Genomic DNA, 26,852 nt, shown 5'->3' with positions numbered 1-26,852 from the left:
GGGGGGGGGGGGGGGGGGGGGGGGGGGGGGGGGGGGGGCGGGGGGGGGGGGGGGGGCGCCCCGACGAGGCTGGGGAGGCGTGAGGTGCGGGGCGGGTGGACTGGAAGGGGCAGTCGCCGACGGTGCTGTCGCCGACTGCCAGAGGCGCGGAGCGCCTCGTGGCTAAGGCTTTGGACGTGTTTACCGCAATACCGTCCTCCTGATCGCCCGCGGACGCTACCCATTTCCGCGTCGCGGCCGAACCGGGAGTGATGACCGACGACACCGGCGATCCCGCCGCCGGCAACGACTCCGACACGGCCGCCAGCGACGACGCTGATACGGCTTCTGTCGAGATCCCGATCGACCGCTTTCACGAGGCGCTCGAGGCTCAAAAACGCCCGATCGCAACTGCCAGCGAGGTCGCGCGCCGGCTGGGGACGACGCAGGCCGCCGCCCGCGACGCCCTTGCCGACCTCGTCGAGCGCGGCGACGTGGACCGCCTCGACGTCGAGAGCGACCCCGTCGTCTTCTACCCGAGCGACTGGGGCGCGCTGGCGTCCCGCGAGCGCGTGGTCGCCTTCCCGAGCCGCCGGGAGATCGTCGTCGACCGGCCGACGCAGTTCACCCGGGCGCGGCTCTCGCAGTTCGCGTACCTCGTCGACACGACCGGCACCGACCCCGGCACGCGGGGGTACCTCTACCGGATCCGCCAGGAGGACGTGTGGGCCGCGCCGTTCGAGGACGCCGACGCGCTGATCGCGAGCCTGCGGTCCGTCCTTCCGCGTCGGTTCGAGCACCTCGAGGAGTGGATCCGCGACCAGTGGCGGCGCGCGCACCGCTTTAGATTGTACACCCACGAGGACGGCTACGTCGTCCTGGAGGCCGCCAACGAGAGCCTGATGGGCAACGTCGCCGAGAACCATCTCGAGGACGGCCAGCTCCGCGCGCCGATCTCCGAGACGGAGGCGTGGGTGAACGAGGACGCCGTCGCGAGCGTCAAGCGCGCGCTGTACGACGCGGGCTACCCGGTCGAGGACGACCGCGACCTCGAGACGGGCGACCCGGTCGACGTCGACCTCACGACCGATCTCCGGAACTACCAGGAGACGTGGGTCGAGACGTTCCTCGAGTCGCGGTCGGGGGTGTACGTCGGGCCGCCGGGGTCGGGCAAGACGGTCGCCGCCATCGCGACGATCGCGGCCGTGGGCGGCGAGACCCTGATCCTGGTCCCGTCCCGCGAGCTCGCCGGACAGTGGCGTGAGGAGCTCCTCGCTCACTCGACGGTCGACCCCGCCGACGTGGGGCTGTACCACGGCGGCGAAAAGGAGATCCGACCGGTCACGATCGCGACCTACCAGATCGCGGGGATGGACCGACACCGGGGTCTGTTCGACTCGAGGGAGTGGGGACTGATCTGCTTCGACGAGGCGCACCACGTCACCGCGCCGGTGTACTCCCGGACCGCCGAGCTCCAGAGCAAACACCGGCTCGGCCTCTCGGCGACGCCGGTCCGCGAGACGGGCAGCGAGGAGGAGATCTACACCCTGATCGGCGGGCCGATCGGGGCCGACTGGGACGCGCTGTTCGAGGCGGGGTTCGTCCAGGAGCCGGAAGTCGAGATCCGGTACGTCCCCTGGCGCGAGGAGCTGGCCCGGAACGAGTACGCCAGCGCGGACGGCCGGGAGCGTCGGCGGCTCGCGGCGGAGAACCCGGCGAAGGTCGAGGAGGTCCGCTACCTGCTCGCGGCCCACCGCGACAGGAAGGCGCTCGTGTTCATCGAGTACCTCGACCACGGCGAGGCGATCGCCGAGGCCATCGACGCGCCCTTCATCAGCGGGGAGACTCCCCATCACGAGCGCGCGGAGCTGTTTCGGCGGTTCCGAGACGAGGAGAGCGACCTCGACACGCTCGTCGTCTCCCGGGTCGGCGACGAGGGGATCGACCTGCCGAACGCGGAGCTCGCGGTCGTCGCGAGCGGTCTCGGCGGCTCCCGTCGGCAGGGCTCACAGCGCGCGGGACGGACGATGCGCCCCGCGGGCTCGGCGCTCGTGTACGTGCTCGCGACCCGCGGGACGAGCGAGGAGGAGTTCGCCCAGCGACAGATGCGCCACCTCGCACGCAAGGGCGTCCGGGTTCGGGAGACGAACGTCGCGGAATGACCCGTTTCTCGATGGAGCGTGAATCTTAACAACACCCGTTGTGAATCTCGAGACATGACCAGCGCCAACGACGTCGCCGTCGGGATCGTCGGCCTCGGCGGGATCGGCACCCACCACGCGAGACAGTTCCTCGACCGGGACGCGAACCTCGTCGGCGGGATGGACATCGACGCGGACGCCCGACGCCGCTTCCACGAGGAGTTCGGGGTTCACGCCTACGAGGACCCGGAGGACCTCTACGACGACTGCGAGGCCGTCCTGATCACCACGCCGAACCGGTTCCACGAGGAGTACGCGACGGGGGCGCTGGAGGCCGGCCTCGACGTGCTCCTGGAGAAGCCGCTCGCACACACCCTCGAGAGCGCGGAGCGCATCGCCGAGGCGGCGGCCAACGCGGAGGGGTTCTGTATGGTCGGGTTCAACAACCGGTTCCGGAGGCCGGTACAGGTGATCAAACACTACCAGGACGAGGGGCGCTTCGGCGAGACGAAACACGTCGAGGCGAACTACGTCCGGCGTCGGGGCGTGCCGGGTCGCGGCTCCTGGTTCACCTCGAAGGCGGTCGCCGGCGGCGGCGCGCTCATCGACATCGGCGTCCACGCCATCGACCTGGCGCTGTACTTCCTCGACCACCCCGAGATCGTCGAGGTCACCGGCGAGACGCGCTCGGAGTTCGGCGGTCGCGACGACTACGCGTACATCGACACGTGGGGGGAAGACGAGGGACCCGAGGGGTTCGACGTCGACGACTCCGCCTCGGCGTTCGTTCGGGGAGCCGACGGTAGCACCGTCTCACTGGAGGTCGCGTGGGCGACGAACCGACCGACGACGGACGAGTTCGTGATCCGAGGCAGCGAGGCGGGCGCGACGTTCGACCGCGGCCGGGACGAACTCACGCTCCACGAGGCGAGCGTCGGCGGCGGACACCACCTCTCGGACACCGAAGTGGAGACCCGCGACGACAACAGCCACGGGGCCGAACAGGACGTCTTCCTCGAGGCCGTCGCGGCGGACGAACCCCCCGCTATCAACACGGTCGAGGAGGGGCTGGCCGTTCAACGCGTGATCGACGCCATCTACCGGTCCTCCGAGACCGGCCGCGCGGTCCGACTCGATTGAACGCGGCGCGGAAGGCCGGCTTCCGACCGGATCACGAACCTATTCGTCGCTGTAGTCCGTGGACCCGCGTATCGTGAGCGACTCGCCCGGACCGACGCCGCCCTCCGAACGCATCGTCAGCCTCGACGCGCTCCGCGGCGTGGCCGTCCTCGGCATTCTCGTGATCAACGTTCGGGTCTTCTCGATGCCCGAGACGACGCTTCTCAATCCCACCGTCTTCGGCGACTTCACCGGGGCGAACTACTGGGCGTGGCTCGTCGGCCACGTCCTCGCCGAACAGAAGTTCATCACCCTCTTCTCGGCGCTGTTCGGGGCGGGAATGGTCCTCTTCATCGAGAGCAAGGAGCGGAAGGACCAGCCCGCCATGCCGCTTCACTACCGGCGGACCGCCTGGCTGATCGCCATCGGTCTGGCACACGCGTACCTGCTCTGGTACGGGGACATCCTCGTCGCCTACGGCTTCTGCGGGCTGGCGCTCGTCTTCGCGTACGACTGGGAGCCGCGGGCGCTCGCCGGACTCGCACTGGTCTTCCTGCTCGTCACGCCCCTGCTGGAGGTGTTCGCCGGCCTCACCGTCGGTGGCGAGGCGATCGCGGGGCAGTGGGCACCCGCCGAGTCCGCGCTCCGCGCCGAGGTCGAGACCTACCGGAGCGGCTGGGTCGCCCAGTTCGACCACCGCGCACCCACCGCGTTCGAGCGACAGACCGTCGGCTTCCTCGGCGGGACGTTCTGGCGGGTCGGCGGCACCGTCCTGCTCGGGATGTCGTTGTACAAGTGGGGCGTGTTGACCGGCGAGCGCTCCTCGGCGTTCTACCGCCGGCTCGTCACGGGCGGCCTCGTCGGCGTCGGGATCGTCCTCGCGGGCGTCTGGTACATCGAGGCCAACGACTGGAGCGCGGCCGCGGCCCTGTTCTGGCGACAGTTCAACTACGTCGGCAGCCTCCTCGTCGCCGGCGGCTACGTCGGGATCGTCACTCTCTACGCACGGTGGCGGCCGGAGGGCCCGGCCACGCGGGCGTTCGCGGCGGTCGGCCGGACCGCGTTCACCAACTACCTGCTCCAGACGGTGGTCGCGACGACCGTCTTCTACGGCCACGGGCTCGGGCTCTTCGGCTCCGTCCCTCGCGTCGAGGCGCTCGGGATGGTCGTCGCCTTCTGGGCGATACAGGTGCTCCTGTCGGTGATGTGGCTCCGGCGGTACCGGTTCGGTCCCGTCGAGTGGCTCTGGCGGACGCTCACCTACGGCGAGCGTCAGCCGATGTGATCGTTCGGAGGGATTTGACGCGCTCGGAGGTGTTTGACGCGATCGGAGGAGCCCCTACGTCGAGTTCGACCCGGCCACGACCCGATTCGAGAGCGTTCCGACGCCCTCGTAGGTTATCTCGACGCGCTCGCCCGGCTCGACGAGCCCGGGGTTCGCGGGGCTTCCGAACGCGATACAGTCGCCCGGACGGAAGGTGAACCGCCGGGAGAGATACGAGACGACCTCGTACGGATCGAACAGCATGAGTTCGGTGTTCGCGTCCTGTCGGCGCTCGCCGCCGACCGTGGTGGTCACGTCGATCGCGGTCGGGTCGACGTCAGTCTCGATCCAGGGACCGAGCGGTGCGGAGCCGTCGAACGCCTTCCGCGCGGTCCGCCCCTGCTGGTCGAGCCCGTCGAGGTCGTTCATCACCGTGTATCCGCGGATGGCCTCGGGCACGTCCTCGGGCTCGAGGTCGCGACACCGCTCGTCGATCACGGCGACGAGCTCGCCGGCGTAGGTCAGCTCGTCGGTCCACTCGGGGTAGCGAACCGACCGACCGTGTGCGAGGAGACTCGTCGGCGGCTTGATGAAGAAGTCCGGTTCCTCGGGTCGCTCGTACTCCATCTGATCGAGCGTCTCCGCGTAGTTCCGACCGACGCAGTAGAGCGCGCTGGGTTCACACGGCGGGAGAAGCCGGCCGTCGCGGCCGACCTCGTATCGACCGTCCTCGGCGATGACGGTTCCGTCGTCGTATCGACCGGCAACCGGGCCCTCGGGCGTCAGCAGACGAGCGAGTCGCATGCCGATCCGTCCTCGCGCGGGCGAGAAAGGTCCGTCGGTGGGGGAGGGCTCATTCCTCCTCCGCGTTCCCGGTCCCGATCACGACCGCCGACCGGATCTCGAGGGCGGCCTCGAACTCCGCGCGTCGGTCCGTCGTCGACCCCCACCGCTCGACCGCGGTCTCGTGTGTGCGGGCGACCGCGTCGCGCTCGCGGGACGACAGGCCCAGACGCGCGCCGATCCCGTCCCAGTGGTCGGGCTCGACGAGGAACGTCTCGCGGTCGGGGGCCGCCTCGATCCGCTCGTAGCGCCGCCGGTAGTCGTCAAGCTGCGACCCGAGATCGGTCTGGACGCGCGCGAGGAGCGTCGGGAGTCGATCGGCGGGGACGCTCGCGAGCGCCGCGGCCTTCAGGAGCGCCGTCCCGTCGATCGGGTGGCCCCCGTCGCCGCTCCCGGTACCGTTCCCGGCGGAATCCGCACCCATCAGCCGCCGGCCCGCATCGCCTTTCGTTCGAACTTCGGGAGCAACTCGTCCAGAACCGACTCCTCGCCCGCGAACGAGACGGTCACCTCCGTGAGCGTGATCGACGCCGCCGCGGTCACTTTCGCCGCGTCGAGCGTCGCGCGCCAGCCCTCGCCGTCCACGCGCGTCGCCGCCGCGGGGTCGTCGGTGTCGACGAGTTCGCCGCCGAGGTTCTCGAGGTAGTGGGCCGCGAGCCGCCGGGAGATCCCCCGATACGCGACCTCGCGGCGGACCCATCCGGGCTCGGTCGTCGGCTCCGGCGGAACCTCCGCTTCTTCGTCGGCGGCGTCACCCTCGATCGTCCCGCCGGCGACGGGCGGGAAGACGGAGAGCCGGTCGCCGTCGGCGAGTTCGGTGTCGAGCCCCTGGAGGTGTAACACCTCGCGACCGTTCTTCAGCACGTTGATCTGGGGGGCGAGGTCGCCGTCGACGATCAGCCGGCCGTCCATCCCCTCGTACTCCGCTTCCAGCGCGCGGAGTACGTCGCCGACGTCGGAGCCGTCCTCGAACTCGCGGACGACGGTCTTGCCGCCGGCGGCCTCCCGAAACGTCGCGAAGAACCGCAACTCCAGTTCCATACCCACCGATCGGGACGTGGCGGCTTAAAAACGGGCGACACCGGTGGTACCTGTGGGGACGATCCGGCGTGGACGGCCGTGCGTCGGTCCACGCGAACCGATCCGTCGACGAGGGACGTGCGCGGCTCGTCGGGAAGTGGATGTGGTGGCTCGGTGGAAACCCGTCGTCACAAGGGGCTCAGTGGGGGTAACTGAATCGTCACTGCCACCACGGATGGGGATACTCGCTGACGACAATAAGTCGTTCGTGATACGTCCTGCTACGAGCTAGTGGTTTTCCAGTGGCGGTGAATCCGGACGGGCTTTTTCGATGCCGCACCTTCTCCGAGACCGGTTTCAAGTATCGAATCGGTTTCGGCCATCGACGATTCTACGCAGACCGTTTCCGGTCGAGGATCGACTGCATCTCCGACAGCGCTGCCCGTGCCTCCGACCGATTGTCTTCGAGCGATGCGATCAGTTCTTCCGGGAGGCCGAGATCATTTGCCAGCAAGATCAGCCGGTCCAACAGCGTGATCTCGATCCGCTCGTTGATCGTCCCGACACCGATTACGTCGAGATCGCGTAACTCCTCGCTCGTGACTTCGCTGACGAACTCGTCCTTCTCGGCCACCAATCCCTCCATGATCGGACTGCCGCGGGCGGCAGGTTCGGCGCCGATCGTCTCGAACATCTCCTCGATGCGGTTTATCTGCTCGGTCGTGTCCTCGCGGTGGCCGGAAAACAGGTCCACGACCGCCGGACTCGCGGCGGCGGCGGCGAGGTCGCGGTGAAGATCGAGGATCTCCAGTTCGGCGTGGTACAACTTCCGCAACTCCCGGATGAACATGTCCTCTTTCGTTTCGATCGTCATTCTTGCTTCTCCGTATGGGTCGCTTCGATTTCGCTCGACGAACTACCGGCGTCGTCTCCCTGTTCCGTTATCATCGTGCGCATGTGCGCCTGGATCTCGTCCGTATCGATCGACTCGGACTCGAGTAAGATCGCGAGTTCGGACATGGATAGCTCTTCACCGTCGACGAGCTTCCGTTGCAGTTGCGACCTCGTCGCTGGCCGGGCCTGCACGTCCAGCGAGACGTCCTCAACGACGTAGTCGTCGACTCGGCCGGCCTCGCGCACGGCGTCCCGGAGGAGCCGCCGAGCGTCCGTTTCGACGCCGCCCTCGCGGTCCATCGATGCGGTGATCCCGGTGCTATAGAGGAGAAACGCGAGACCGTCGCGGACCCCCTGATCCAGTTCGGGATCAGCGGAGATACCGCCCTCGTCCTCGCGGAACAGCTTCTCCCGTTCGGCTTCCTCGAGGTGCTCGAACACGATCGAGAAGTCGAGTAGCGAGTTATAGATCCGGTCACGGATGTCGCGGCGTCGCTGGTAGCGCTGCTGTTTGGCGTGTTCGCCCTCGTACGCCTTCGATCCGGTCAGCCATCGTCGGTCCTCGGTGGTGAGCATCGCGTTCTTCCGGCTGTTCATGCGACGATACCTCGATCCTTCATGAACATCACTCCGCCATGTAGTGGGAAATACTTTACCACCCATAGAAATCTATTTACCACTTGGTGCGAACGCACGGACATGCGCGTACGGACGGTCGTCATCGAGTTCCCTCACAGCGAGGTACGTGCTGGAGGCGGTGAAAGGTGACGGACACGGAATCGGCCAGCGAGGCCGCCACGTCCTATAGTGGCGAGCCGACGCGGACGAACCTCGTCGAGATCGCGCGCTACTTCATCTACATCGGGATCGTCGGGTTCGGCGGCCCGCTCGTCCACATCGCGATGATGGAGGACGACCTCGTGGGCGACGAGGGGTGGACGGACCAGCAGACGTTCATGGAGGGACTCGCCATCTGTAACACGCTTCCCGGACCGGCGTCCACGCAACTCGGAATCTTCATGGGATGGGTGCGCGGCGGGAACCTCGGCGCGCTCGTAGCTGGCGGCGCGTTCATGCTTCCGACGTTCCTGCTCGTCGTGCTGTTCTCGTGGATATACTTCGCCTATCAGGCCGTTCCTTCCGTCGAGGCGTTCTTCTACGGCATCAATCCGGTGGTGATCGGGCTCATCGTCGGCGCGGCGTGGTCGATGGGCCACTCCGCGCTCGCGGAGGGTCGCACCGATCTCGAGTTCGAGCTGGGCTCCGAGACGTGGGAGATCGACTACCTCTTGGCCGTGCTGTTGGTCGCGACCGTCATCGCGACCGTGGTCGTGAACCCGAACCCCGTGGTCGCGTTCGTCGTCGCCGGCGTCGTGGCGGTGATGATCTACCGGTCGACGTGGGTCCGCGAGAACCTCCGCGCGGTGAGCCTTTGGGGACTTCTCGGCGTGGTCCTCGCAGCGCTGTACACCGTCCGTGATCGCGTCCTCGACCTCCTCGGCCCGGGCGCGAGGGGCGCACTCGAGTCGTCGCCGATATGGGGCGTCCTCCTCCTGCTGTGGTCGAACCCGTGGGTCCAGCTGTTCGCGTTCATGGTGTACACCGGGTCGTTCATCTACGGCGGCGGCCTCGTGTTGATCCCCTTCATCGAGAAGTACGTCGTCACCGACTTCGGGTGGATGACGGCCCGCGAGTTCGTCGACGGCGTCGCAATCGGACAACTCTCCCCCGGCCCGGTCGTGATGACGACCGCGTTCGTCGGGTACAAACTGCTGCTTGACGTCTCCGGCGGGTTCGTCGGAATCGCCGTCCTCGGGGCACTCGTCGCCACCATCGGCGCCTTCGGCCCGTCGTTCGTTTTCATCATGGGCTTTTTCCCCTACTTCGCGAGGGTTCGGGAGAACGACGTCGTCCAGACGGCACTGAAGGGAGTTAATGCAGCAGTCGTGGGAGCGATCCTCGGTGCCACCGTCACGCTCGCCCGTGAGTCGTTCGTCGTCGACGGCGTCGTCGATCCGCTGACCGTGGCGCTCGCGGCAGTCACGTTCGGGCTCTTCCAGCGGGGGATCGACGCGGTCTACCTCATCTTCGGTGGCGGCGCCGTCGGAATCGCATGGTACTTCATCGTACTGTGACACGATCGCGAGGGTATCACCGTATGACGAGGGCTCACACGTCATCCGAAGCCAACTCGGGCGAGTCGAACAGCGGGTCGAGAACCGACGTGATCGGACCGAACGGCCGAACGAGTCTCTGCTGACGACACACCGATGACAAAAGAGCAAGTCACCGTCGAGACACAGGATACGAGCCCGCTAGACACGTTTCGCCAGTTCTTCGCACTTCAACAGGACGTCCTGGTGCTGTCGCTGGCCATGTTCGCGTTCAGTCTGGGATTCCAGATGACGAGTCGATTCCTCCCCGAATACATGGTTGCGCTCGGGGCGAGCAGTTTCGTGGTCGGTCTGTTCGGAACGTTCGGCAACGTCATCTCGGCGATCTACCCCTATCCCGGCGGCGCGGTCTCCGATAGAATCGGGTCTCGCTACGCGCTTACCGTGTTCGGGTTCGTCTCGACGCTCGGCTTCGCAGTTTGGCTGTTCGCTCCGAACGTCGGGATCGTTCAGATCGCCGGCATGTCGATCGAGCCATGGATCTGGGTCTTCGTCGGACTGGTCCTCGCTCAGGCGTGGAAGTCGTTCGGTCTCGGCGCGACCTTCGCAGTCGTGAAGCAGGCCACCGATCCGTCACGACTTGCAGCGGGCTTCGCCAGTACGGAGACGTTCCGGCGTACTGCGTTCCTCATCGGTCCCGTTCTCGCAGCCGTGCTCATCGACCTTCATCCAGAGTTCACCGTGAGCTTTCGGTACGTCCTCGCGATCGCCGTCGTGTTCGGGATCGTCGGGACCGTCGTCCAACACTTCCTGTACGAGGTCGACGCCGATTCGATCGGCGGTTCCTTCGAGGGGTTCGCACAGATCCGGCAGGACCTGCGCGACATGCCGGAAGAACTCCGCCCACTACTCGTCGCCGACACGTTGGTCCGCTTTGCCAACGGAATGGTGTACGTTTTCTTCGTCCTCGTGGTCACCCGGTTCCTCAGTGTGGGGCTGGAAACGACCGTCTCGGTCGGGAGTTTGTCATACGCTCTCGACCTCTCGCCAGCGGCCTTCTTCGGCTATCTACTCGGTGTAGAGATGCTCATCGCCTTGCTCAGCATGGCGCCGGCCGCGAAGTTCGCCGAGCGCGTCGGTCTCAAACCGGTCGTCGCACTCGGGTTCTTCGTCTACGGGGTTTTTCCCGTCATTCTGATCAACACGCCGGCGAACCCGGCTGCTCTAATCATCGTGTTCGCGTTTTCCGGACTTCGGTTCGCCGGACTCCCATCGCACAAGGCGCTCATCGTTGGCCCGGCCGAACGGGGAGCAGGTGGCCGCGTCACCGGGACCTACTACCTGCTCAGGAACACCATCGTCATCCCGAGTGCCGCCATCGGCGGCTACCTCTGGGACTTCGTCAGCCCCGAAGTGGCGTTCACGATCGCCGCCGCCATCGGCGTCCTCGGAACCGGCTACTTCCTCGCCTTCGGGAAGGAGTTCGAGGCGTACGCGTGAACGCAGGTCGGGGGGAGGTATCCCCGACGACTCGCGTTTAAGGACTTCATCGAACAGGGCCGTGACCCGATCTTCGATCTCCTCGCGGATCTCGCGTACCTCCGCGCTCGGCCTGCTGTCGGGGCCGTCCAGCGCCCAGTCGCGGTTCTCACCGCCCCACGTGGCAGGAAGACGTCCGACGCGGAACGACCCATCGCCATGACACCACCAACTCCAGGGCGGACACGGACGGGTCGTCGAACGCTTCGGCGTCGAAAAGCGGAGACGAGTCAGTCACGTCGTTTCCACTCACGGAGCCTTGGTAACCGAAATAGGGCACGCATCTCCGGGGAACAGCTGGATCTGGTTTCTGAACAGGTTAATGCCTCTCGACGTTTTTCCCTGGCATAGTGGCGTTTTCAACCGAGTATTGGGACGGGAATTCGGTTGAGTTTTCCATTGATGAGTTCACCGGAGCGATGGGTGATTCGGTTACGGTGTTTCCGGTGGTGGTCGCTATTGCCGCCCTCACGGAGCTCTCGCTGACACGTCTCCTTCTCGGGTTCGCGGCGTTCCAGATCGTCTGGGGGCTCCACTACGGGCTTCCCATCTCCGTCGAGCCGATGAAAGCGCTCGCGGCGCTCGTGATCGCGGGCGCGCTCACGGCGAGTGAACTCGCGGTCGCGGGGCTCCTCGCCGGCGTCGTGCTTCTCGCCGTCGGGTCCACCGGAACGCTCGGTCGGATCGAGCGGTACGTGGGCCAACCGGTGATCCGAGGCGTTCAACTCGGAGTCGGGCTCATCCTTCTCGAAACCGGCATTCGATTGAGTCTCGACGGGGTGACGCTCGCACTCGTCTCGATGGGCGTCGCGTCGGTCGTGATCCTCGCGGGGTACCGGAAGGCGAGTGCCCTCGTCGTTCTCTGCGTCGGCGTCGTCTTTACCGTCACTCAGGTCGGCGTCCCGACGCCGCAGCTTCCCGCGTTTACGGTGGCTCTTCCGGATCCTTCGTCCGTCTCCGTGGCGGCGCTCGAAGGGACTGTCGCGCAGCTCGCCATGACGGTGGGCAACGCCGCCGTCGCCACCTCGTTACTGCTCTCGGACTACTACGACGCGGACGTCTCCGCCGACGAGCTCTCCACGAGCATGGGCGTGATGAATCTGTTCGCCGTTCCGCTCGGAGCGATGCCGATGTGCCACGGGAGCGGGGGTGTCGCCGGAAAGTACGCCTTCGGTGCGCGAACCGCCGGATCGAACGTCATTCTCGGCGCGATCTACGCGGTCGCCGCCGTACTGGCGGTCGGTATCGTGTCGGCGTTCCCCCTGCCGATGCTCGGCGTCGTCCTCGGGCTGATCGCCATCGAGCTCGGACGAGCGGGCCTCGACACGGATCACCTGCCGCTCACGATCGGGATCGGGTTGCTCGGTGTGGTAACCAATATCGGCGTTGCGTTCGTGGCGGGTGCCCTTGGATACCTTCTCTTTGAACACGGATCGTAGGCACGCTCGGTGACACGACCGGCGGAGGATCCCTCCGAAAGGACTTACCGAAGGGGCGAGAATCGTCGCCCGAGAGATGGCACTCGATACCACACCACCGTGGGGGGACGTGCGGAACTACATCGACGGCTCCTGGCGGGCGTCGACCGGAACCGACGGGCAGGACGTGGTCGATCCGGGAACCGGAGAGACGCTCACGCGCGTCGGATTCAGCGCCGAGGAGGACGTCGACGCGGCCGTCCGGGCGGGACGGGACGCGTTCGGCGAGTGGTCGCGAACGCCCGTCGAGGCCCGCATCCAGCCGCTCTTCGAGCTCAAGCGACTCCTCGAGGAGCACCAAGACGAGCTCGCGGAGGTGTTGGTCCGCGAACACGGCAAGACGCTCGCGGAGGCCCGTGGCGAGCTTCGCCGCGGCATCGAGAACGTCGAGGTCGCCTGCGGCATTCCCTCGATGATGCAGGCGGGCCACCTGCCGAACGCCGCGCCGGACATCGACGAGACCGCGGTCCGCAAGCCGCTCGGCGTATTCGCGGCGATCACCCCGTTCAACTTCCCCGGAATGATCCCGCTGTGGTTCCTCCCGTACGCGGTCGCGACCGGGAACGCGTTCGTTCTCAAACCCAGCGAGCGTGACCCCGTCGTCGCCGAACGACTCTTCGAACTGATCGACGAGGCGGGCTTTCCCGACGGGGTCGTCCAGCTCGTCCACGGGAGCGCCGACACGGTGAACGCGATCCTCGACCACGACGGGATCGAGGGCGTCTCGTTCGTCGGCAGCACGCCCGTCGCGAGACACGTCTACGAGCGCGCCGCCGCGAACGGGAAGCGTGCCCAGGCGCAGGGCGGCGCGAAGAATCACGTCGTCGTCACCGAGACCGCCGATCTCGACTTCGCCGCGAAGAAGACCGTCTCCTCGGCGTTCGCGTGCGGCGGCGAGCGCTGTCTCGCGAACGACGTCGTCGTCGTCGAGGCGGACGTCTACGACGAGTTCGTCGACCGCGTCCTGGCGGAGGCGGAGTCCCGAACCGTCGGCTACGGTCTCGACGACGACACCGACATCGGTGCGCTGATCACGCCCGACCACGAGGAGCGCGTCCGCGAGCTGATCGCGAGCGGGATCGACGAGGGAGCGGACCTGCTCTTGGACGGCCGCGACGTCGCGGTCGAGGGCTACGAGGACGGCAACTTCCTCGGGCCGACCGTGTTCGGCGACGTCGACCCGGCGATGCAGATCGTCAAAGAGGAGATATTCGGTCCCGTCCTGGGGCTGATGAGCGTCGCGGACATGGACGAGGCGATCGACGTGGTAAACCGGAGCGACTTCGGCAACGCGGCGAGCCTCTTCACGGCCAGCGGGGGCGACGCCCGGAAGTTCCGCCACGAGGCCGACGTGGGGAACGTCGGCGTGAACGCCGGGACCGCCGCGCCGATGGCGTTCTTCCACTTCGGCGGCCGGAAGGACTCGTTCTTCGGCGACCTCCACGCCCAGGGTCAGGACATGATCCACTTCTACACCGACGAGACGGTGTACATCGAGCGGTGGCCGGACGCCTGAGCGGGATCGCTCGGGTGCCCGAACCGGCGGACCGATCGCGACCGTTCGACGGTGTCTCGGTCGCACAAACACTTTTCACCAATTGAATAGAGGAATAAATATGATCGCGGACATCGCGCTGATCGACGGTACCGTACTGACGCTCGACGCCGACGGTCGGGAGGCCGAGGCGCTCTCGTCGCGCGCCGGGCGGATCGCGACCGTCGGGTCGACGGACGAGGTACTCGACGACGTCGGGCCCGAGACGACGGTCGTCGACCTCGAGGGACGGGCGGCGCTCCCGGGGTTCATCGACACGCACCTCCACGTGCCGATGGGCGGCGCCCGGATGGTCCACGTGAACTGCCGGTCGCCGCCGAACGAGTCGGTCGCCGACGTTCAAGGGCGAATCCGCGATCGGGCCGAAGGGACGCCCGACGGCGAGTGGATCCTCTGTTCGGGGTACAACCTCGGGCTGGTCTGGGAGGCCGAGGGCCGCCACATCGACCGGTGGGACATCGACGAGGTCGCGCCCGACAACCCGGTCCAGGTCAACAGCGTCGGCGGCCACACCGGGAGCATCTACAACTCCGCGGCGCTCGATCGCGCGGACATCGACCGCGACACGCCCGACCCCGAACCGCCGGCGACCATCGAGCGCGACGCGGACGGCCGGCCGTCGGGACTGGTGAGCGAGGAGGCCGAGATCCCCCTCCACGAGGCGATCCCCGACGAGACCGACGAGGACCGCCGCGCGAACGTCGAGCGGGCGATAGACCGCCTGCTCGAGTGGGGGATCACGACCGTCCACGAGGCCAAGACGACGCCCGGGGATCTCCGGATCTACCAGGAGCTCGAACGCGAGGGTGACCTGCCGCTCCGGCTGGGGACGATGATCCAGGGGGACGCCGGCGAGGACCTCGGCGAGGAGGGGATCGACCTGCTCTCCCGGCTCGCGGAGACGGGCGTTCGGCCCGGCTTCGGGAGCGACCGGCTGTTCGTCGTCGGCGTCAAGTACTTCATGGACGGGGCGTTCACCGGCCGGACCGCCGCCATGCGGGACCCCTACGAGGGCGAGCCGGTGCCCGAGGACTCCCCGCAGTACGACGGCGTCCTCCACATCGACCCCGAGTACTTCGCCGACCGGGTCGAACGTGCCGCCGAGGCGGGGCTCCGGGTCTGCGTCCACGGCCAGGGCGACCTCGCCATGGACCACATCCTCGACGCCTACGAGGCCGTGCTCGACCCCGACGAGGACCACCGCTTCCGGATCGAACACGCCGGGTTGACCCGCCCGGAGCACCTCGAACGTATGGCGGACCTCGGGGTGTGCGTCTCCTCGTCGATCAGCTTCCTCGGGGCCGACGTCTCGCGCAACTGGGTGTACTGGGGCGACGAGCGGATGGACTGGACGTACGCCGTGGCCGCCCTCCAAGAACACGGGATTCCGACGGCCGGCAACGGCGACTGGCCCGTGGCGACGGGCGACCCCCGCGTCGGGCTGCGGACCGCCGTCACCCGCGAGACGGTGACCGGCGACGTCGTCGGGCCGGACCAGCGGGTCGCGATCGAGGACGCGCTCCGTCTGTACGGTCCCGACGCCGCCTACCTCGGGTTCAACGAGGACGAGAAGGGGACGCTCGAGCCCGGGAAGCTCGCGGACGTGACCGTCCTCTCGGCGGACCCACGGGCGGTCGACCCCGCCGCGATCAGCGACCTCGACGTGGAGTACACCGTCGTCGACGGCGAGGTCGTCTACGACGCCGAACGGGGCCACGTGTACTGAGAGGGGAACGCTCGGAGAGCCCTCGCGGAAATCGGCGGAGCCGACCCGCAGTTTTATGATCCCGGTCGGAAAGCGTGACGTATGGTATCACTGCCCGATTACGGGGTCACGGTCCGTCACGACGTCCAGGTGGAGGTCCGTGACGGGACCGCGCTCGCGACCGACGTGTATCGCCCGACGGACCCGGAGACGGGGGAGCCGATCGAGGAGCCGAAGCCGGCGCTGCTCGTCCGGACGCCCTACAACAAGCGCGCCCGCGAGCGCGTCGAGCAGGCGGGGAACTGGTACGCCGAGCGCGGGTACGTCGTCGCCCTCCAGGACGTCCGCGGCCGGTACGCGAGCGACGGCGAGTTCTACCTCCTCGCCAACGAAGCGGAGGACGGCGCCGACACGGTCGAGTGGCTGGCCGATCGGCCGTACTGTGACGGCCAGGTCGGGACGATGGGCATCTCCTACATGGCGTGGGTCCAGAACGCGCTTGCGACGCAACGACCGTCGGGGCTGGCGGCGATGTTCGTCAACCAGGGGGCGGCGAACGCGTGGAAGGCGACGCTGCGACACCACGGGGCCTTCGAACTGCGGTGGCTCACGTGGTCGTTGACTATCGGCGGCGGGTTCGCGAAGCGCGTCCTCGCCGACGAGGACCTCCGGCGACGGATCGCCGAGGTCGACACGCGCGACATGCTCGCGAACGAGCCGGTACTTCCCGGCCAGTCGCCGCTCTCACACCTCCCGAACTACGAGAAGTACGTCCTCGACTTCGCGCGGACCCCCGGCGACGACGAGTTCTGGACGGACCCCAGCATCAACTTCGAGGCGCACTACGACGAGAGCGCCGACGTGCCGACCGTCTACGCCGGCTCGTGGTACGACTCCTACGCGAAGGCGACCTGCGACAACTTCGAGGGGCTCGCGGACCGGAAGGAGAGCGACCACTTCCTGCTCATGGGCGCGTGGACCCACGGCGGGCAGTCGACGTGGACCAAGCCGTACTCGGGCGAGACCGCCTTCGGCGACGCGATGACTCGCGACTGCCTCGAGACGAAGCTGCGGTTCTTCGATCACTACCTCAAGGGACGGGACACCTGGGACGAGCCACGAGTCCAGTACTTCCGGATGGGATCCGGCGACGGCTCCGCGACCGGGGACGGGCGACTCCGTCACGGGGGCGAGTGGAAGGAGGGAACCGACTGGCCGCTCCCGGACACCGACTTCACCGCGTACTACGCGCACGGCGACGGCAGTCTCGCGACCGATCCGCCCGACGACGCCGACTCCTCGACGACCTACGAGTTCGACCCGCGGGACCCGGTCCCCACCCTCGGCGGGAACTGTTCGTCGTACTATACCTTCGAGCCGCGCGAGGAGCGGATCGAGGACCTCCCGCTCGCGGATCGGCCGACTCTGAGCATCACCGGCCGCGGCGGCTACGACCAGCGAACCCGCCCGGACACCTTCGGAGCCGACCCGCCCTACGGGCCGTTGGAGGAGCGGAACGACGTCCTCGTCTTCCGGACGCCGCCGCTGGAGGAGGCCGTCGAGATCGCGGGCCCGATCCGCGTTCGGATCCACGCCTCGACCGACGCCCTCGACACCGACTTCACCGCGAAACTGATCGACGAGCATCCGGCGAGCGAGGAGTTCCCTTCCGGCTTCGCGCTCAACCTCACCGACTCGATCTGTCGGGGTCGCTACCGGAACTACCGCACGGAGCCGGACCTCCTCGATCCCGGCGAGGTGTACGAGTTCGAACTGGAGCTGTACCCGACGGCGAACCTGTTCAAGCCGGGCCACCGGATCCGACTCGACGTCTCATCGTCGAACTACCCGCGATACGACGTCAACCACAACACGGGCGGCGACCTCTACGGCGACCGGGAGTACGAGACCGCGACGAACACGATCCATCACGACGCCGACCGCCCGACGCACGTGGAGCTGCCGATCCGGTCCGGATAGAACCATGTCCGCAGACGACGGAAACGCCGCCGGCCGAGGCGACGACGACGGCCCCGATGGGGGGATGACGCTCGTCTTCACGCTCTCGGCCGCCCGAGAGCTCGCCGACCCCGCCGCCGCGTTCGCGGACGCGCGCCGGTGGAGCGCGCACGTCGGGATCGTCGCCAACGACACGGACGCCGTCGAGGCGTTCCTCGATCGACACGGCCTCGAGAACGACTACGCGCTCAGGGACTGGGACAAGTGGGGCACGCTGGCCGACGTCCGGGAGGCGACCGACACGCCCCGGCACGTGTTCGTCGGGACCTCCCCGGAGGACCGCCGGCTCGCCGAGACGGTCGGTTGGGAGTTCCGCACGGTGCGCGAGGCGGCCGGAAAGGCCGAGTGGGAGCTCGGCGAACGGGAACCGTCCGAGAGCGATTCCGACGCGGGAGCCATCGAGCGGCTCCGGCGAGCGGTGCTCGACCGCCTCCGGAAGTGACCCACGGTCGGTTCGTCGGTCGTCGCGCTGGTGCTGTCGAACACGCGGAACTCAGACGCCGTCCGCGATCCGGCGAGCGACGCGGTCGCGGTCCTCGCGGATCCGGTCGACGAGCGTCGCGACCGACGCCAACACCGGGTGGTCGGGCCCGTCCATCGGCTCGTAGAGGTACTCGTAGAAGCCGGCCTCGACGCCGCCGGCGACGCGTTCCGGGGACATCGGCGGGTTCCGAAGGGTCGACTGTCGGTCGTCGGCGAGGTCGTCACACTCCGTCTCGAGGTCGCCGAGCCGCTCCCAGACGTCGATCGAGGCGTCGGCTCGTCTCCCCTGCGGGATCCCCTCGAGATGCTGGTCCAACCGTCTCCGGCGCCGGTCGATCCCCGAGAGGGTCGCGTCGGCGTCGTCGAGCGCGTCGAGTTCGACGCCGATCGCGTCCCCGAGCGACCGTCTCGCGGCCGCCGCCCGACGGCTCCGGTCGACGAGTGCGGACTGTAACCCCGGCGAGAGCGTCCCGTTCGACGCCAGAGACACGGTCGTGTCCGGACCCAACTCCGCCGCGAGGCTCTCGGCGACGCTCTCGTCGTACTCCTCGGTGTAGTGAGGTAGCGACATCACGGTGTCCCGGTACGTGTCGAGGACGCGTCTGAGGCGTATATCCCCGACCGCGCGTTGCCCGGCTCCCCGACGCGTCCCGACCGTTTGGGTGGCGGCGGACGCGGACGGTTCCGTCGCCTCCGCGGGACACGGATCGAGCGCGGCGACGCGGTCGGCGAACTCCTCGAACGCGTCGTGTTCGTCCATGACGCGGCGGCGCTCGCGACGGCAGACCGTCTCCGCGTCGCGGACGTACGCGAAGGTGAGGAGCGCGAGCAGTCCCGCGAGCGCGACGGCCATGACGACGCCGGGCTCGGTCGCCGCCGCCGACAGCTCACACGAGAGGCTCGTGCACTCGGGTTCCAGGGCGGGCTCGCTCGGGATCCGGAAGGCGACGTCGCCGCCCCGATTGACGCTCATAATTTCGTTAACACATCGCACATTCAAAACCGTTTTGCCAGGTGTCACGCGCCATACATCGGATCGCGTCCCGGAAGCGGTCGGGCCGGGTCCCGCCGACCGATAGGCGAGTCACGGCCGGCAGGCGACATCGATTTCATGCCGCGTACCGAACCGTCACGCGTGACGACGCAGACGCCGGGCATCCACCACGCGACCGGGATCGTCGGCGACGCGCAGGCGAGCGTCGACTTCTACGCAGGCTCGCTCGGGCTCCGCCTGCTCCGGACGACGGTGAACTACGAGGACGTCCTCCAACATCACCTCTACTTCGGGACGGGCGTCGGCGCTCCGGGATCGGTCCTCACCGTCTTCCCCGAACCGGAGGGAGCCCCGGGACGACCCGGAAAGCCGGGGTACGAGTCGGTCTCGCTCGCCGTCCCGCCCGGTTCGTCCGAGTACTGGCGCGACCGACTGACCGACCGCGGCGTCGACGTCGACCGGATCCGCCCGGAGGAACGGTTCGGCGACCGTGGACTCCGCGTTTCCGACCCCGCCGGGACCGCGGTCGAACTCCTCGAGACGGCCGACCCGGGCGACCCGTGGACCGACGGGCCGGTCCCCGAATCGGCGGCGATCCGGGGACTGTACGGCGCGGCCGCGACGCCGACGGACCCGTACGGTGCCGCGAGCGTGCTTGAGACGCTTGGATTCGAATACGAGGCCGAGATGAACGATCGGGTCCGGTACCGCGCGCCGGGCGAGCGGGCGACCGCCGTCGACCTCCTCGATCGGGACGCACCCTATCTTCGCGAGGGCCCCGGCACGCTCCATCACGTCGCGGTGCGAGTCCCGGACCGCGAGGCCCTCCTCGACTGGCACGACCTGTTCCGCGATCGGGAATACGAGGTCTCTCGCGTGAAGGATCGACACTTCTTCCACTCGCTGTACGTCCGCGGTCCGGGCGGGCTCCTCGTGGAGCTCGCGACGGAGGAGCCGACCCCGGACGGCCCGCGAGGGCCGGGACTCGCCGATCCCGACGCGGACGGCCACGCGACCGACCGCTACCTTCCTGGCCGGTTCGCCGAGGACCGGGACCTGATCGAGGGACAGCTGCCGCCGATCGAGCCGCCGGCGGACGGGGGATGACCCGGACGCTGTCGGGGATCGAGGGTCCCCACGCCGACGCTCGGCTCGTCGTCGGGGGTGCACCCGCCGCGGCCGCCGAGGTCGCGGTCGTGCTCCTTCACGGACGGGGAGGAACCGCGGACGGGATCGTGCGGCTCGCCGACGAGTTCTACCGCCCGGGCGCGACGTATCTCGCCCCCCAAGCCCGCCGGTCGAACTGGTTCCCGGCGAGCCACGACGCCCCGATCGAGTCCAACGAGCCCGCCCTCTCCTCGGCGATCGACTGCGTCGCCGGCGCGGTCGCGGCCGCGGGCGACGTGGGGATCCCCCCCGAGCGGACGCTCCTCGTCGGGGTGTCTCAGGGCGGGTGCGTCCTCGCGGCGTTCCTGTGTCGTCGTCCGCGACGGTTCGGCGGGGCGGTCGTCGCGTCGGCGGCGCTCCCGGGCGACGACCTCGATACGTGGCGGATCGCGGACGGCGGGGACGGCGGGGACGGCAGGGATGACGAGGGCGATAGGGACGGGGACGGCGAGGACGACGGTGACGGCGCCGGACGCGGGGCCGACCGCGACGGCCCGCTCTCAGGAACGCCCGTCTCGCTCGATTCCAGCGAGTCGGACCCGTACGTCCCGTCCACTCGAGTGCGCGAGACCGGCCGGATCCTCGAGGCGGCCGGCGCGGCCGTCGACGTCCGGATCGACTCCGGGTCGGGTCACGGGCTCTCGGACGCGACGCTCTCGCGGATCGGCGACCGGGTCGACTCGCTCGTTCCGTGACGCTCGACGCGCTCACTCCATGACGCCGTCGTCGGTGATCACGGTGTCGATCATCCCGACGGGAGTGGCGTCGTAGCTCGGGTTCTCGATCTCGACGCCCTCGACCGGCTCGCGCATCACTTCCACGGCGTCGCGGAACTCGTTCTCGAACCGGAACTCCTCTATGGTCTTCGCGCCGGAGCCGACCGCGGTGACCGGGACGCCGAGCTCGCGGGCGGTCACGACGAGCGGGAACGTCCCGACGCGGTTGTAGTAGGTGCCGCCGGTGATACACGTGATACCGAGCAGGACGCGGTCGCAGTCGCGGAGCGCGTATCCCATCGCACCGTCGACGACCATCCGCACGTCGACGCGGTCCATCCCGGCCAGCGCGCGCGCCGTCTTCCGGCCGAGGGTCCGCGGACGCGCCTCGGTCACGTACACCGTCAGGTGTGCCCCCTCGCTGGCGGCGGTCTCGATCGACTCGAGGACGGTCGTGGAGTAGTCGTGGACCAGAAGGGTGTCGCCGTCGACGATCCGTTCGGCGGCGTTGGCGGCCGCGGCCGCCTTCGACGTCTCGACGTCCTCGACGACGCGGGCGATCACGTCCTCGAGGAGCTGTTTCGCGCCCTCGACCGTGGTCGGCTCGCCGACGATCGAGCGTTCGACCTCGCGCATCGCGTTGTGGAGCGCGGCGTGTGAGGGGTTCGACCGGCGCAACACGCCCGCGTTGTGTTCGAGGTCGCGCTCGAACTCGTCGACGGTGATGTACTCGCGGTCGAGCAGTTCCGCGAGCGACTCCGTCGCCTTCACGGCCACCGCGGAGGTGCTGTGGGTCCGCATCGCCCGGATCTCGGCGACCGTCTCGTCGATCATGTCCGGAGAGTCGACGGCCCCGCTAAAAGGGGTTGCGGGGTTTCGTTCCCCCGCCAGCAGGCTTATATCGGAGAACGAACGTGTTCATACACGAGATGAACGAGAGCGACGGGTCGGACGGGTACGAGCGCCTGTTCGCCGATCCAGTTCGAGAGACGATGGAAGGTGCCGCCTACGGGACGTGGCGGGCGATCACGGCTCCGGACGCGGTGTCGCTCGCGTTCGGGTTCCCGTACCCGGACGCGTTGCCGAACGAGGCGGTCGGCGACGCCGTCGATACGGTCCTGGAGGTCGACCACGAGGACGCGCTCCAGTACGCCGGCGGCGACTACGCGGACGCGATCACGGAGACGGTCGTCGAACGGACCCGCGCCCGCGGGATCGACTGTTCGGCCGAGGAGGTTCACGTGGCGAACGGCGCGACCCACGCGCTCGATACGGTCGCCCAGACCTTCCTCGACCCGGGCGACACCATCGCGGTCGAGGCGCCCACGTTCATGGGCGCGATACGGCTGTTCCGCAACTACGACCCCGACATCGAGGGGTACGCGATGGACGCGAACGGCCTCGACGTCGACGCGTTCGCGGACGACCTCGCGGCCCGCGAGGAGGCGGGCGACCCGCTCCCGAAGCTGCTGTACACGATCCCCGACTTCCAGAACCCGACCGGCGTGACGCTGTCGGCGGAGCGCCGCGAGCGGCTCCTCGAGCTGGCGGAGACGTACGACTTCCTGATCGTCGAGGACGACCCGTACGGCCAGCTCCGCTACGAGGGCTCGACGCCGCCGCCGCTCAGGTCGCTCGACGAGGACGGCCGCGTCGTCCGGGTCGACACGTTCTCCAAGACGATCGCTCCCGGCATCCGGACGGGCTGGATCGTCGCCGACGAGGCGATAATCAGGGAGCTCGACCGGATCAACGCCGGCGGCGAGAACGTGCTGACGCTGGGGCTCGTCGCCCGCTACTGCGAGGCGATCGACTTCGAGGCGAACCTCGAGGAGCTGTGTGCGGGCTACCGTGAGCGCCGGGACCGCATGCTCGAGACGCTCGAGGAACGGATGCCGTCGGGGACGAGCTGGAGCGAGCCCGAGGGCGGCTTCTTCGTCTGGGTCGATTTCCCCGAGGGGATCGATGCCGAGGAGCTGCTCGAGACGGCGGCCGAGGAGGGCGTGACGTACCTCCCCGGCTCGTACTTCTTCCACGACGACCGCGGGGAGGGTCACGCCCGGATCTCGTTCAGCTACGCCGCGCCCGACGAGATCGAGGAGGCGATCGCGGCGCTCGCCCGGGCGACGCGCGCGGAGCTGCCGGCGGTCGAGGCGTCCGACGACTGACCGTCCTCGACCCCGGCCTACCGCCGGCGACGAGCGTTTATCCGTTCCGCCCCTCCCGACGATATGGGCTATCCCGTCACCTACCACTGTCCGCGCTGTGAGACGATCGTGGAGATCGAACGCGAGGGCTACCTCGCGGACAAGGCGGTGACGCCGTACCCCTTCGAGGGATGGACCTACGCCGAACCCGACGAGTCCTTCGAGGACGACGCCGCCGACGGCGTCCGGTTCGTCTGCGGCGAGAGTGACGAGGTCGTCTGGGACCCGAACGCGGACGGGAGCGGAGAGGACGGATCCTCCGGATCGACTCCGGGATGTGGCGAACCCTTCTATCTCTCGTTCGTCCGCTACGAGGAGGGTCGAGAGATCGATCCGCGTGCCGAAAGCGAGTTCGTGCGGATCGACCCGGATCCGCGTCCGTCGGGGCCGAAGGGTCCCGACGGTCCGTGCGGTCCCGGCGGCGGCTTCCGGTAACGGCTCGGAGCTCGCACGATCCGGCTCCAACCGGCAAGCCCCTTACGCCCGGACGCGAAAGGGGAGGTATGGAGAGCATCAACCGGACCGCGATCGAGCTCGTCGACGAGGCGCTCGACTTCGCGGGCGAGCTCGACGTGGCGGGGTACGAGTTGGAGAACGGGGCGACGGTCGTCGACTTCGGCATCGAGGCCAACGGCGGGGTCGAGGCCGGCCTGCTGTTGGCCGAGATCCAGACGGCCGGGCTGGCGAGCGTGAACACCCGCATGGGCGAGGTCGCGGGCGCGTCCCGCGGGTACGTCGAGCTCTCGACGGACCACCCGGCGGTCGCGCTGTTGTGTTCACAGAAGGCCGGCTGGGAGCTGGCGTTCGAGAACGGCTTCGAGGGGCTCGGCTCCGGGCCCGCTCGCGCGCTCGTCGGCCAGGAGACGGAGTTCGAGCGGGTCGGCTACTACGACTCCTCGGAGTTCGCCACCCTCACGATCGAGTCCACGTCGCTGCCCGACGAGACGGTCGCCGAACACGTCGCCGACCTCGCCGAGGTCGACCCCGAGGGCGTCTTCCTCCCGACGTACGCCACCGGCTCCACGGCGGGCTCCGTCTCGACCGCCGCGCGGGCGGCCGAGCTCGCGGTCTTCCGCCTGCTCGAGATAGGCTACGAGCCGACCGACGTGCTCTACGCCTCCGGGAGCGCGCCGATCGCCCCCGTCACCCGCGACGAGGACCTCGCGATGGGCCGGACGAACGACGCGCTGGCGTACGGCGGGGAGGTCCACCTCCAGGTCGCGCGCGACGACGATCGGTTCGACGAGGTAGTCTCTACCGTGCGCGACGACTACGGCACCCCGTTCGTCGAGGTGTTCGAGGACGCCGGCTGGGACTTCTACGAGGTCCCCGAGAGCGTGTTCGCCCCGGCGAAGGTCACCGTCGACGTGGTCGACGGCCCGGTCTACACGGTCGGCGAGACCGACGAGGAGCTGCTCGCGGAGTCGTTCGGCTACCGCTGATGCGGCTCAAACCGGTCCCCGAGCCGCCGGCGAAGCTCGCGGAGCTCGCGGCGTTCCAGCGGGCGGTCCCGCTCGTCCCGGGAAGTACGGACGACTGCTGTGCCCGCCTGCGCGACCGACGTGACCTCCCGAACCGCCAGCGCGCGAACGACTGGCTCGCGTTCCTCCGGACGCTCGGACTCGTCCGGGAGACGCCCCGGGGATTCGTCCGAACCGACGCCGATCCGACGCCCGAACGCGTCCGCGAGGGTCTTCGCGACGGCGTCCTGTTCGTCCCCGAGGCGCTCTCGTTGCTGCGGTCCGCGACGCCGGCGGAGCCGGTGACGGCCGACACGCTCTTCGAGGCGACCCGAGCGTCGGTTCCGCGTCACGACCGTGCGCGCGACGCCGACTGGGAGCGGACCTGGCGCGGCCGCGCGGACCGGCTGCTCCGGTGGCTCGCGCTCGTCGATCTGGCCGCGCCGATCGAAGGCGACGGGCCGAGGTCCGCGGACGGGAACGACGGAGGCTACGTCGCCGGCGGCGCCCTCGAGGCCGCGTGAGGCGGACGGGTCCGTTTCCGAACTTCCGATCCGCATCCTGCAGTTCGACCCCGTAACAAGCCTTTTGCCCGGGGGCGGTGACGGTCGAGCATGGGACGATTCGACGGGCGACGGCCGCCGGAGAGGGTGTCCTACGAGCCCGCGAGCGTGAAGGACCTCCTCGTGGAGATGAAGGACACGGCGGAGCTCCTCATCGACCTCTCGTACTCGGCGGTGCTCCACGGCAGCCCCTCGGTCGCGCGGGAGGTCGTCGAGCTCGAACACCGGATGGACGTCCTCCAGATGCGCGCCCGAATGAGCCTCATGCTCGCCGCACGCAACCCGAAGGAGGCGGAGACGCTCGCGCCCGTGCTCGGGGTCGTCGGCGCCGCCGACAAGGTGTCCGACGCCGCCGGCGACATCGCGAAGATCGTGCTCGAGGAGATCGGTCTCCCGGACGCGATGCGCGGCGCGCTCACCGAGGGCGTCGAGACGCTCGTCCGCGGCACCGTCGCCGACGACTCCCCGTACCACGGTCGGACGCTGAAGGACATCGACCTGGAGTCCGTGACGGGCGTTCGAGTCATCGCGATCCGCCGGGACGACGACTGGATACTCAATCCCGGACCGAAGACGCGGCTGAAACGCGGGGACGTGACGCTGCTTCGCGGGCCGGAGACCGGCGTCGCGGAGGCGTACCCGACGCTGGCCGGCGAGCCGTTCGAGGCGGACGACCCCGTCGAGCCCGCGATCGACGACCTCGAGCGCGCGGTCGACTCCATCGTGTTGATGAAGAACCTCTCGGAGCTCGCCGTCGACTTGGCGTACGGCTCCGTGCTCTTCGACAACGAGGAGCTCGCGGAGGAGGTGAGCAACCTGGAGATCGAGGTCGACGCCCTCCAATCGCGCTTCGAGGCGTGGACGCTCCGGGCCGCGAAGGAGGCCGACGACCCCGTCGCGCTCCGCGGGCTCATCCACCTCGGCGTCGCGACCGAGGAGATATCCGACGCGGCCCTCGAGATCACGGAGGGCGTGTTGCGCGACATCGGCGTTCATCCCGTCGTCGAGATGGCCGTCAGGGAGTCCGACGAGATCATCGCCCGCACGCGGGTCGCGCCGGGAAGCGACCTCGTGGGAACGCCGATCGAGGCCGGCATCCCGGCCACCGAGATAGCCACCAGCGTGCTCGCGATCCGCCGTCCGGACGAGGGGTGGCTCGTCGGTCCCGACCTCGACACGACGATCCGCGCCGGCGACGTGATCATCGCGAAGGGGACGCGGACCTCCGCCGCGGAGTTCGCGGAGCTGGCGTCGTGAGCCGGGCGATCCGGACCGCCCGCGCCTACTACGAGGCGATAGACGACGCCGACTACGACCGGCTCGCGGACCTCCTCGACCCGGAATTCGTCCACGAACGCCCCGATCGAACCCTCGAGGGCCGCGATCGGTTCGTCGAGTTCATGCGCGAGGAACGACCGCGTTTCGACACCGAACACGTCGTCGACGCGCTCTACGAGAGCGACCGCGGCGTGGCCGTCCGGGGACGACTCCTCGCCGCCGACGGCGAGGAGCTGTTCGCGTTCGTCGACGTCTTCACGGTCGAGGGCGGGCGGCTGGCCGGGTTGAAGACGTACGTGCGGACGGACGGGTAG

Annotated in this window: 25 protein-coding genes and 2 pseudogenes; 18 read left to right on the top strand and 9 right to left on the bottom strand. The window is 68.6% G+C overall.

The annotated features are described in order from the left end of the window. Positions 1–251 precede the first annotated feature (251 nt). From OKW78_RS12000 to OKW78_RS11990, 3 genes are all read left to right on the top strand, one after another. Complete coding sequence (locus OKW78_RS12000) at positions 252–2,141, top strand: DEAD/DEAH box helicase (RefSeq protein ID WP_281195394.1); 1,890 nt, start codon at positions 252–254, stop codon at positions 2,139–2,141. A 54-nt stretch (positions 2,142–2,195) separates the two neighbouring features. Beyond that, positions 2,196–3,260, top strand: coding sequence for a Gfo/Idh/MocA family protein (locus OKW78_RS11995; protein WP_281195393.1), 1,065 nt, complete (start codon positions 2,196–2,198; stop codon positions 3,258–3,260). A 73-nt stretch (positions 3,261–3,333) separates the two neighbouring features. Beyond that, positions 3,334–4,524 (top strand): DUF418 domain-containing protein, encoded by a 1,191-nt coding sequence (locus OKW78_RS11990; protein WP_281195392.1) that lies wholly within the window; start codon positions 3,334–3,336, stop codon positions 4,522–4,524. Positions 4,525–4,578: 54 nt separating this feature from the next. Here OKW78_RS11990 and OKW78_RS11985 read toward each other — a convergent pair whose 3' ends face one another. From OKW78_RS11985 to OKW78_RS11960, 6 genes and pseudogenes are all read right to left on the bottom strand, one after another. Next, entirely contained in the window at positions 4,579–5,307 is a 729-nt protein-coding gene (locus tag OKW78_RS11985; RefSeq protein WP_281195391.1) for a fumarylacetoacetate hydrolase family protein, read from the bottom strand. 49 nt (positions 5,308–5,356) lie between these two features. Then, entirely contained in the window at positions 5,357–5,770 is a 414-nt protein-coding gene (locus OKW78_RS11980) for a hypothetical protein (RefSeq protein WP_281195390.1), read from the bottom strand. Beyond that, the gene (locus tag OKW78_RS11975) at positions 5,770–6,108 is read right to left on the bottom strand and encodes a hypothetical protein (RefSeq protein WP_281195522.1); all 339 of its coding nucleotides are present in this window, start codon (positions 6,106–6,108) and stop codon (positions 5,770–5,772) included. Before OKW78_RS11975 ends, OKW78_RS11980 begins: the two co-directional genes overlap by 1 nt. A gap of 3 nt (positions 6,109–6,111) precedes the next feature. Further along, positions 6,112–6,387 (bottom strand): annotated as a pseudogene (locus OKW78_RS11970) (ubiquitin-like small modifier protein 1); the annotation flags it as partial. Between the two features lie 370 nt (positions 6,388–6,757). Continuing rightward, complete coding sequence (locus OKW78_RS11965) at positions 6,758–7,240, bottom strand: DUF892 family protein (RefSeq protein WP_281195389.1); 483 nt, start codon at positions 7,238–7,240, stop codon at positions 6,758–6,760. After that, positions 7,237–7,857 (bottom strand): hypothetical protein, encoded by a 621-nt coding sequence (locus OKW78_RS11960; RefSeq protein WP_281195388.1) that lies wholly within the window; start codon positions 7,855–7,857, stop codon positions 7,237–7,239. The genes OKW78_RS11965 and OKW78_RS11960 overlap by 4 nt, the downstream gene beginning before the upstream one ends. Positions 7,858–8,024: 167 nt before the next feature. Here OKW78_RS11960 and OKW78_RS16925 point away from each other — a divergent pair, with 167 nt between their 5' ends. Together OKW78_RS16925 and OKW78_RS11950 are read left to right on the top strand one after the other, a co-directional pair. Further along, positions 8,025–9,395, top strand: a complete 1,371-nt coding sequence (locus OKW78_RS16925; protein ID WP_281195387.1) for a chromate transporter — start codon at positions 8,025–8,027, stop codon at positions 9,393–9,395. Between the two features lie 135 nt (positions 9,396–9,530). Continuing rightward, positions 9,531–10,874, top strand: a complete 1,344-nt coding sequence (locus OKW78_RS11950) for an MFS transporter (RefSeq protein WP_281195386.1) — start codon at positions 9,531–9,533, stop codon at positions 10,872–10,874. Positions 10,875–10,913: 39 nt separating this feature from the next. Here the strand turns inward: OKW78_RS11950 and OKW78_RS11945 are convergent. Further along, positions 10,914–11,077, bottom strand: a pseudogene (locus OKW78_RS11945) (low molecular weight phosphatase family protein); the annotation flags it as partial. 186 nt (positions 11,078–11,263) lie between these two features. On the opposite strand from OKW78_RS11945, the gene OKW78_RS11940 reads away from it, so the two are divergent. The 5 genes from OKW78_RS11940 (at position 11,264) to OKW78_RS11920 (ending at position 18,112) form a co-directional block, all read left to right on the top strand. After that, positions 11,264–12,352, top strand: a complete 1,089-nt coding sequence (locus tag OKW78_RS11940) for a putative sulfate/molybdate transporter (protein ID WP_281195385.1) — start codon at positions 11,264–11,266, stop codon at positions 12,350–12,352. Between the two features lie 76 nt (positions 12,353–12,428). Continuing rightward, complete coding sequence (locus OKW78_RS11935; RefSeq protein ID WP_281195384.1) at positions 12,429–13,907, top strand: CoA-acylating methylmalonate-semialdehyde dehydrogenase; 1,479 nt, start codon at positions 12,429–12,431, stop codon at positions 13,905–13,907. A 100-nt stretch (positions 13,908–14,007) separates the two neighbouring features. Beyond that, positions 14,008–15,672, top strand: coding sequence for an amidohydrolase (locus tag OKW78_RS11930; protein ID WP_281195383.1), 1,665 nt, complete (start codon positions 14,008–14,010; stop codon positions 15,670–15,672). Between the two features lie 81 nt (positions 15,673–15,753). After that, entirely contained in the window at positions 15,754–17,631 is a 1,878-nt protein-coding gene (locus OKW78_RS11925) for a CocE/NonD family hydrolase (protein ID WP_281195382.1), read from the top strand. Between the two features lie 4 nt (positions 17,632–17,635). Then, positions 17,636–18,112, top strand: coding sequence for a hypothetical protein (locus OKW78_RS11920; RefSeq protein WP_281195381.1), 477 nt, complete (start codon positions 17,636–17,638; stop codon positions 18,110–18,112). A gap of 51 nt (positions 18,113–18,163) precedes the next feature. Here the strand turns inward: OKW78_RS11920 and OKW78_RS11915 are convergent, their stop codons facing one another. Then, the gene (locus OKW78_RS11915; RefSeq protein ID WP_281195380.1) at positions 18,164–19,126 is read right to left on the bottom strand and encodes a hypothetical protein; all 963 of its coding nucleotides are present in this window, start codon (positions 19,124–19,126) and stop codon (positions 18,164–18,166) included. A 162-nt stretch (positions 19,127–19,288) separates the two neighbouring features. Between OKW78_RS11915 and OKW78_RS11910 the strand changes: the two genes are divergently transcribed. Both OKW78_RS11910 and OKW78_RS11905 read left to right on the top strand, forming a co-directional pair. Next, positions 19,289–20,254 carry a VOC family protein gene (locus OKW78_RS11910; protein WP_281195379.1) on the top strand — a complete coding sequence of 322 codons (966 nt, stop codon included), beginning with the start codon at positions 19,289–19,291 and terminating at the stop codon, positions 20,252–20,254. Then, positions 20,251–21,009: an alpha/beta hydrolase gene (locus OKW78_RS11905; RefSeq protein ID WP_281195378.1), complete on the top strand. Its 759-nt coding sequence runs from the start codon at positions 20,251–20,253 to the stop codon at positions 21,007–21,009. The genes OKW78_RS11910 and OKW78_RS11905 overlap by 4 nt, the downstream gene beginning before the upstream one ends. A gap of 12 nt (positions 21,010–21,021) precedes the next feature. On the opposite strand, the gene OKW78_RS11900 is transcribed toward OKW78_RS11905, so the two are convergent. Then, positions 21,022–21,864 carry a translation initiation factor eIF-2B gene (locus OKW78_RS11900; protein WP_281195377.1) on the bottom strand — a complete coding sequence of 281 codons (843 nt, stop codon included), beginning with the start codon at positions 21,862–21,864 and terminating at the stop codon, positions 21,022–21,024. Positions 21,865–21,959: 95 nt separating this feature from the next. Between OKW78_RS11900 and OKW78_RS11895 the strand changes: the two genes are divergently transcribed. The 6 genes from OKW78_RS11895 to OKW78_RS11870 all read left to right on the top strand — a co-directional run bounded on the left by OKW78_RS11895 (position 21,960) and on the right by OKW78_RS11870 (position 26,852). Continuing rightward, positions 21,960–23,198, top strand: a complete 1,239-nt coding sequence (locus OKW78_RS11895) for a PLP-dependent aminotransferase family protein (RefSeq protein WP_281195376.1) — start codon at positions 21,960–21,962, stop codon at positions 23,196–23,198. Positions 23,199–23,261: 63 nt separating this feature from the next. Beyond that, positions 23,262–23,672: a hypothetical protein gene (locus OKW78_RS11890; protein WP_281195375.1), complete on the top strand. Its 411-nt coding sequence runs from the start codon at positions 23,262–23,264 to the stop codon at positions 23,670–23,672. A gap of 68 nt (positions 23,673–23,740) precedes the next feature. Next, complete coding sequence (gene mch, locus OKW78_RS11885; RefSeq protein ID WP_281195374.1) at positions 23,741–24,679, top strand: methenyltetrahydromethanopterin cyclohydrolase; 939 nt, start codon at positions 23,741–23,743, stop codon at positions 24,677–24,679. Next, positions 24,679–25,221: a hypothetical protein gene (locus OKW78_RS11880; protein ID WP_281195373.1), complete on the top strand. Its 543-nt coding sequence runs from the start codon at positions 24,679–24,681 to the stop codon at positions 25,219–25,221. The genes mch and OKW78_RS11880 overlap by 1 nt, the downstream gene beginning before the upstream one ends. A 90-nt stretch (positions 25,222–25,311) precedes the next feature. Further along, on the top strand, positions 25,312–26,517 hold the full coding sequence (locus OKW78_RS11875) for a potassium channel family protein (protein WP_281195372.1): 1,206 nt from the start codon (positions 25,312–25,314) through the stop codon (positions 26,515–26,517). Continuing rightward, on the top strand, positions 26,514–26,852 hold the full coding sequence (locus tag OKW78_RS11870; protein ID WP_281195371.1) for a nuclear transport factor 2 family protein: 339 nt from the start codon (positions 26,514–26,516) through the stop codon (positions 26,850–26,852). Before OKW78_RS11875 ends, OKW78_RS11870 begins: the two co-directional genes overlap by 4 nt.

It is taken from the genome of Halorubrum sp. F4, from assembly GCF_027257195.1.
Lineage (GTDB): Archaea > Halobacteriota > Halobacteria > Halobacteriales > Haloferacaceae > Halorubrum.
Note: the sequence above shows the minus strand (reverse complement) of the source record. Positions and strands in the feature narration are given on the sequence as shown.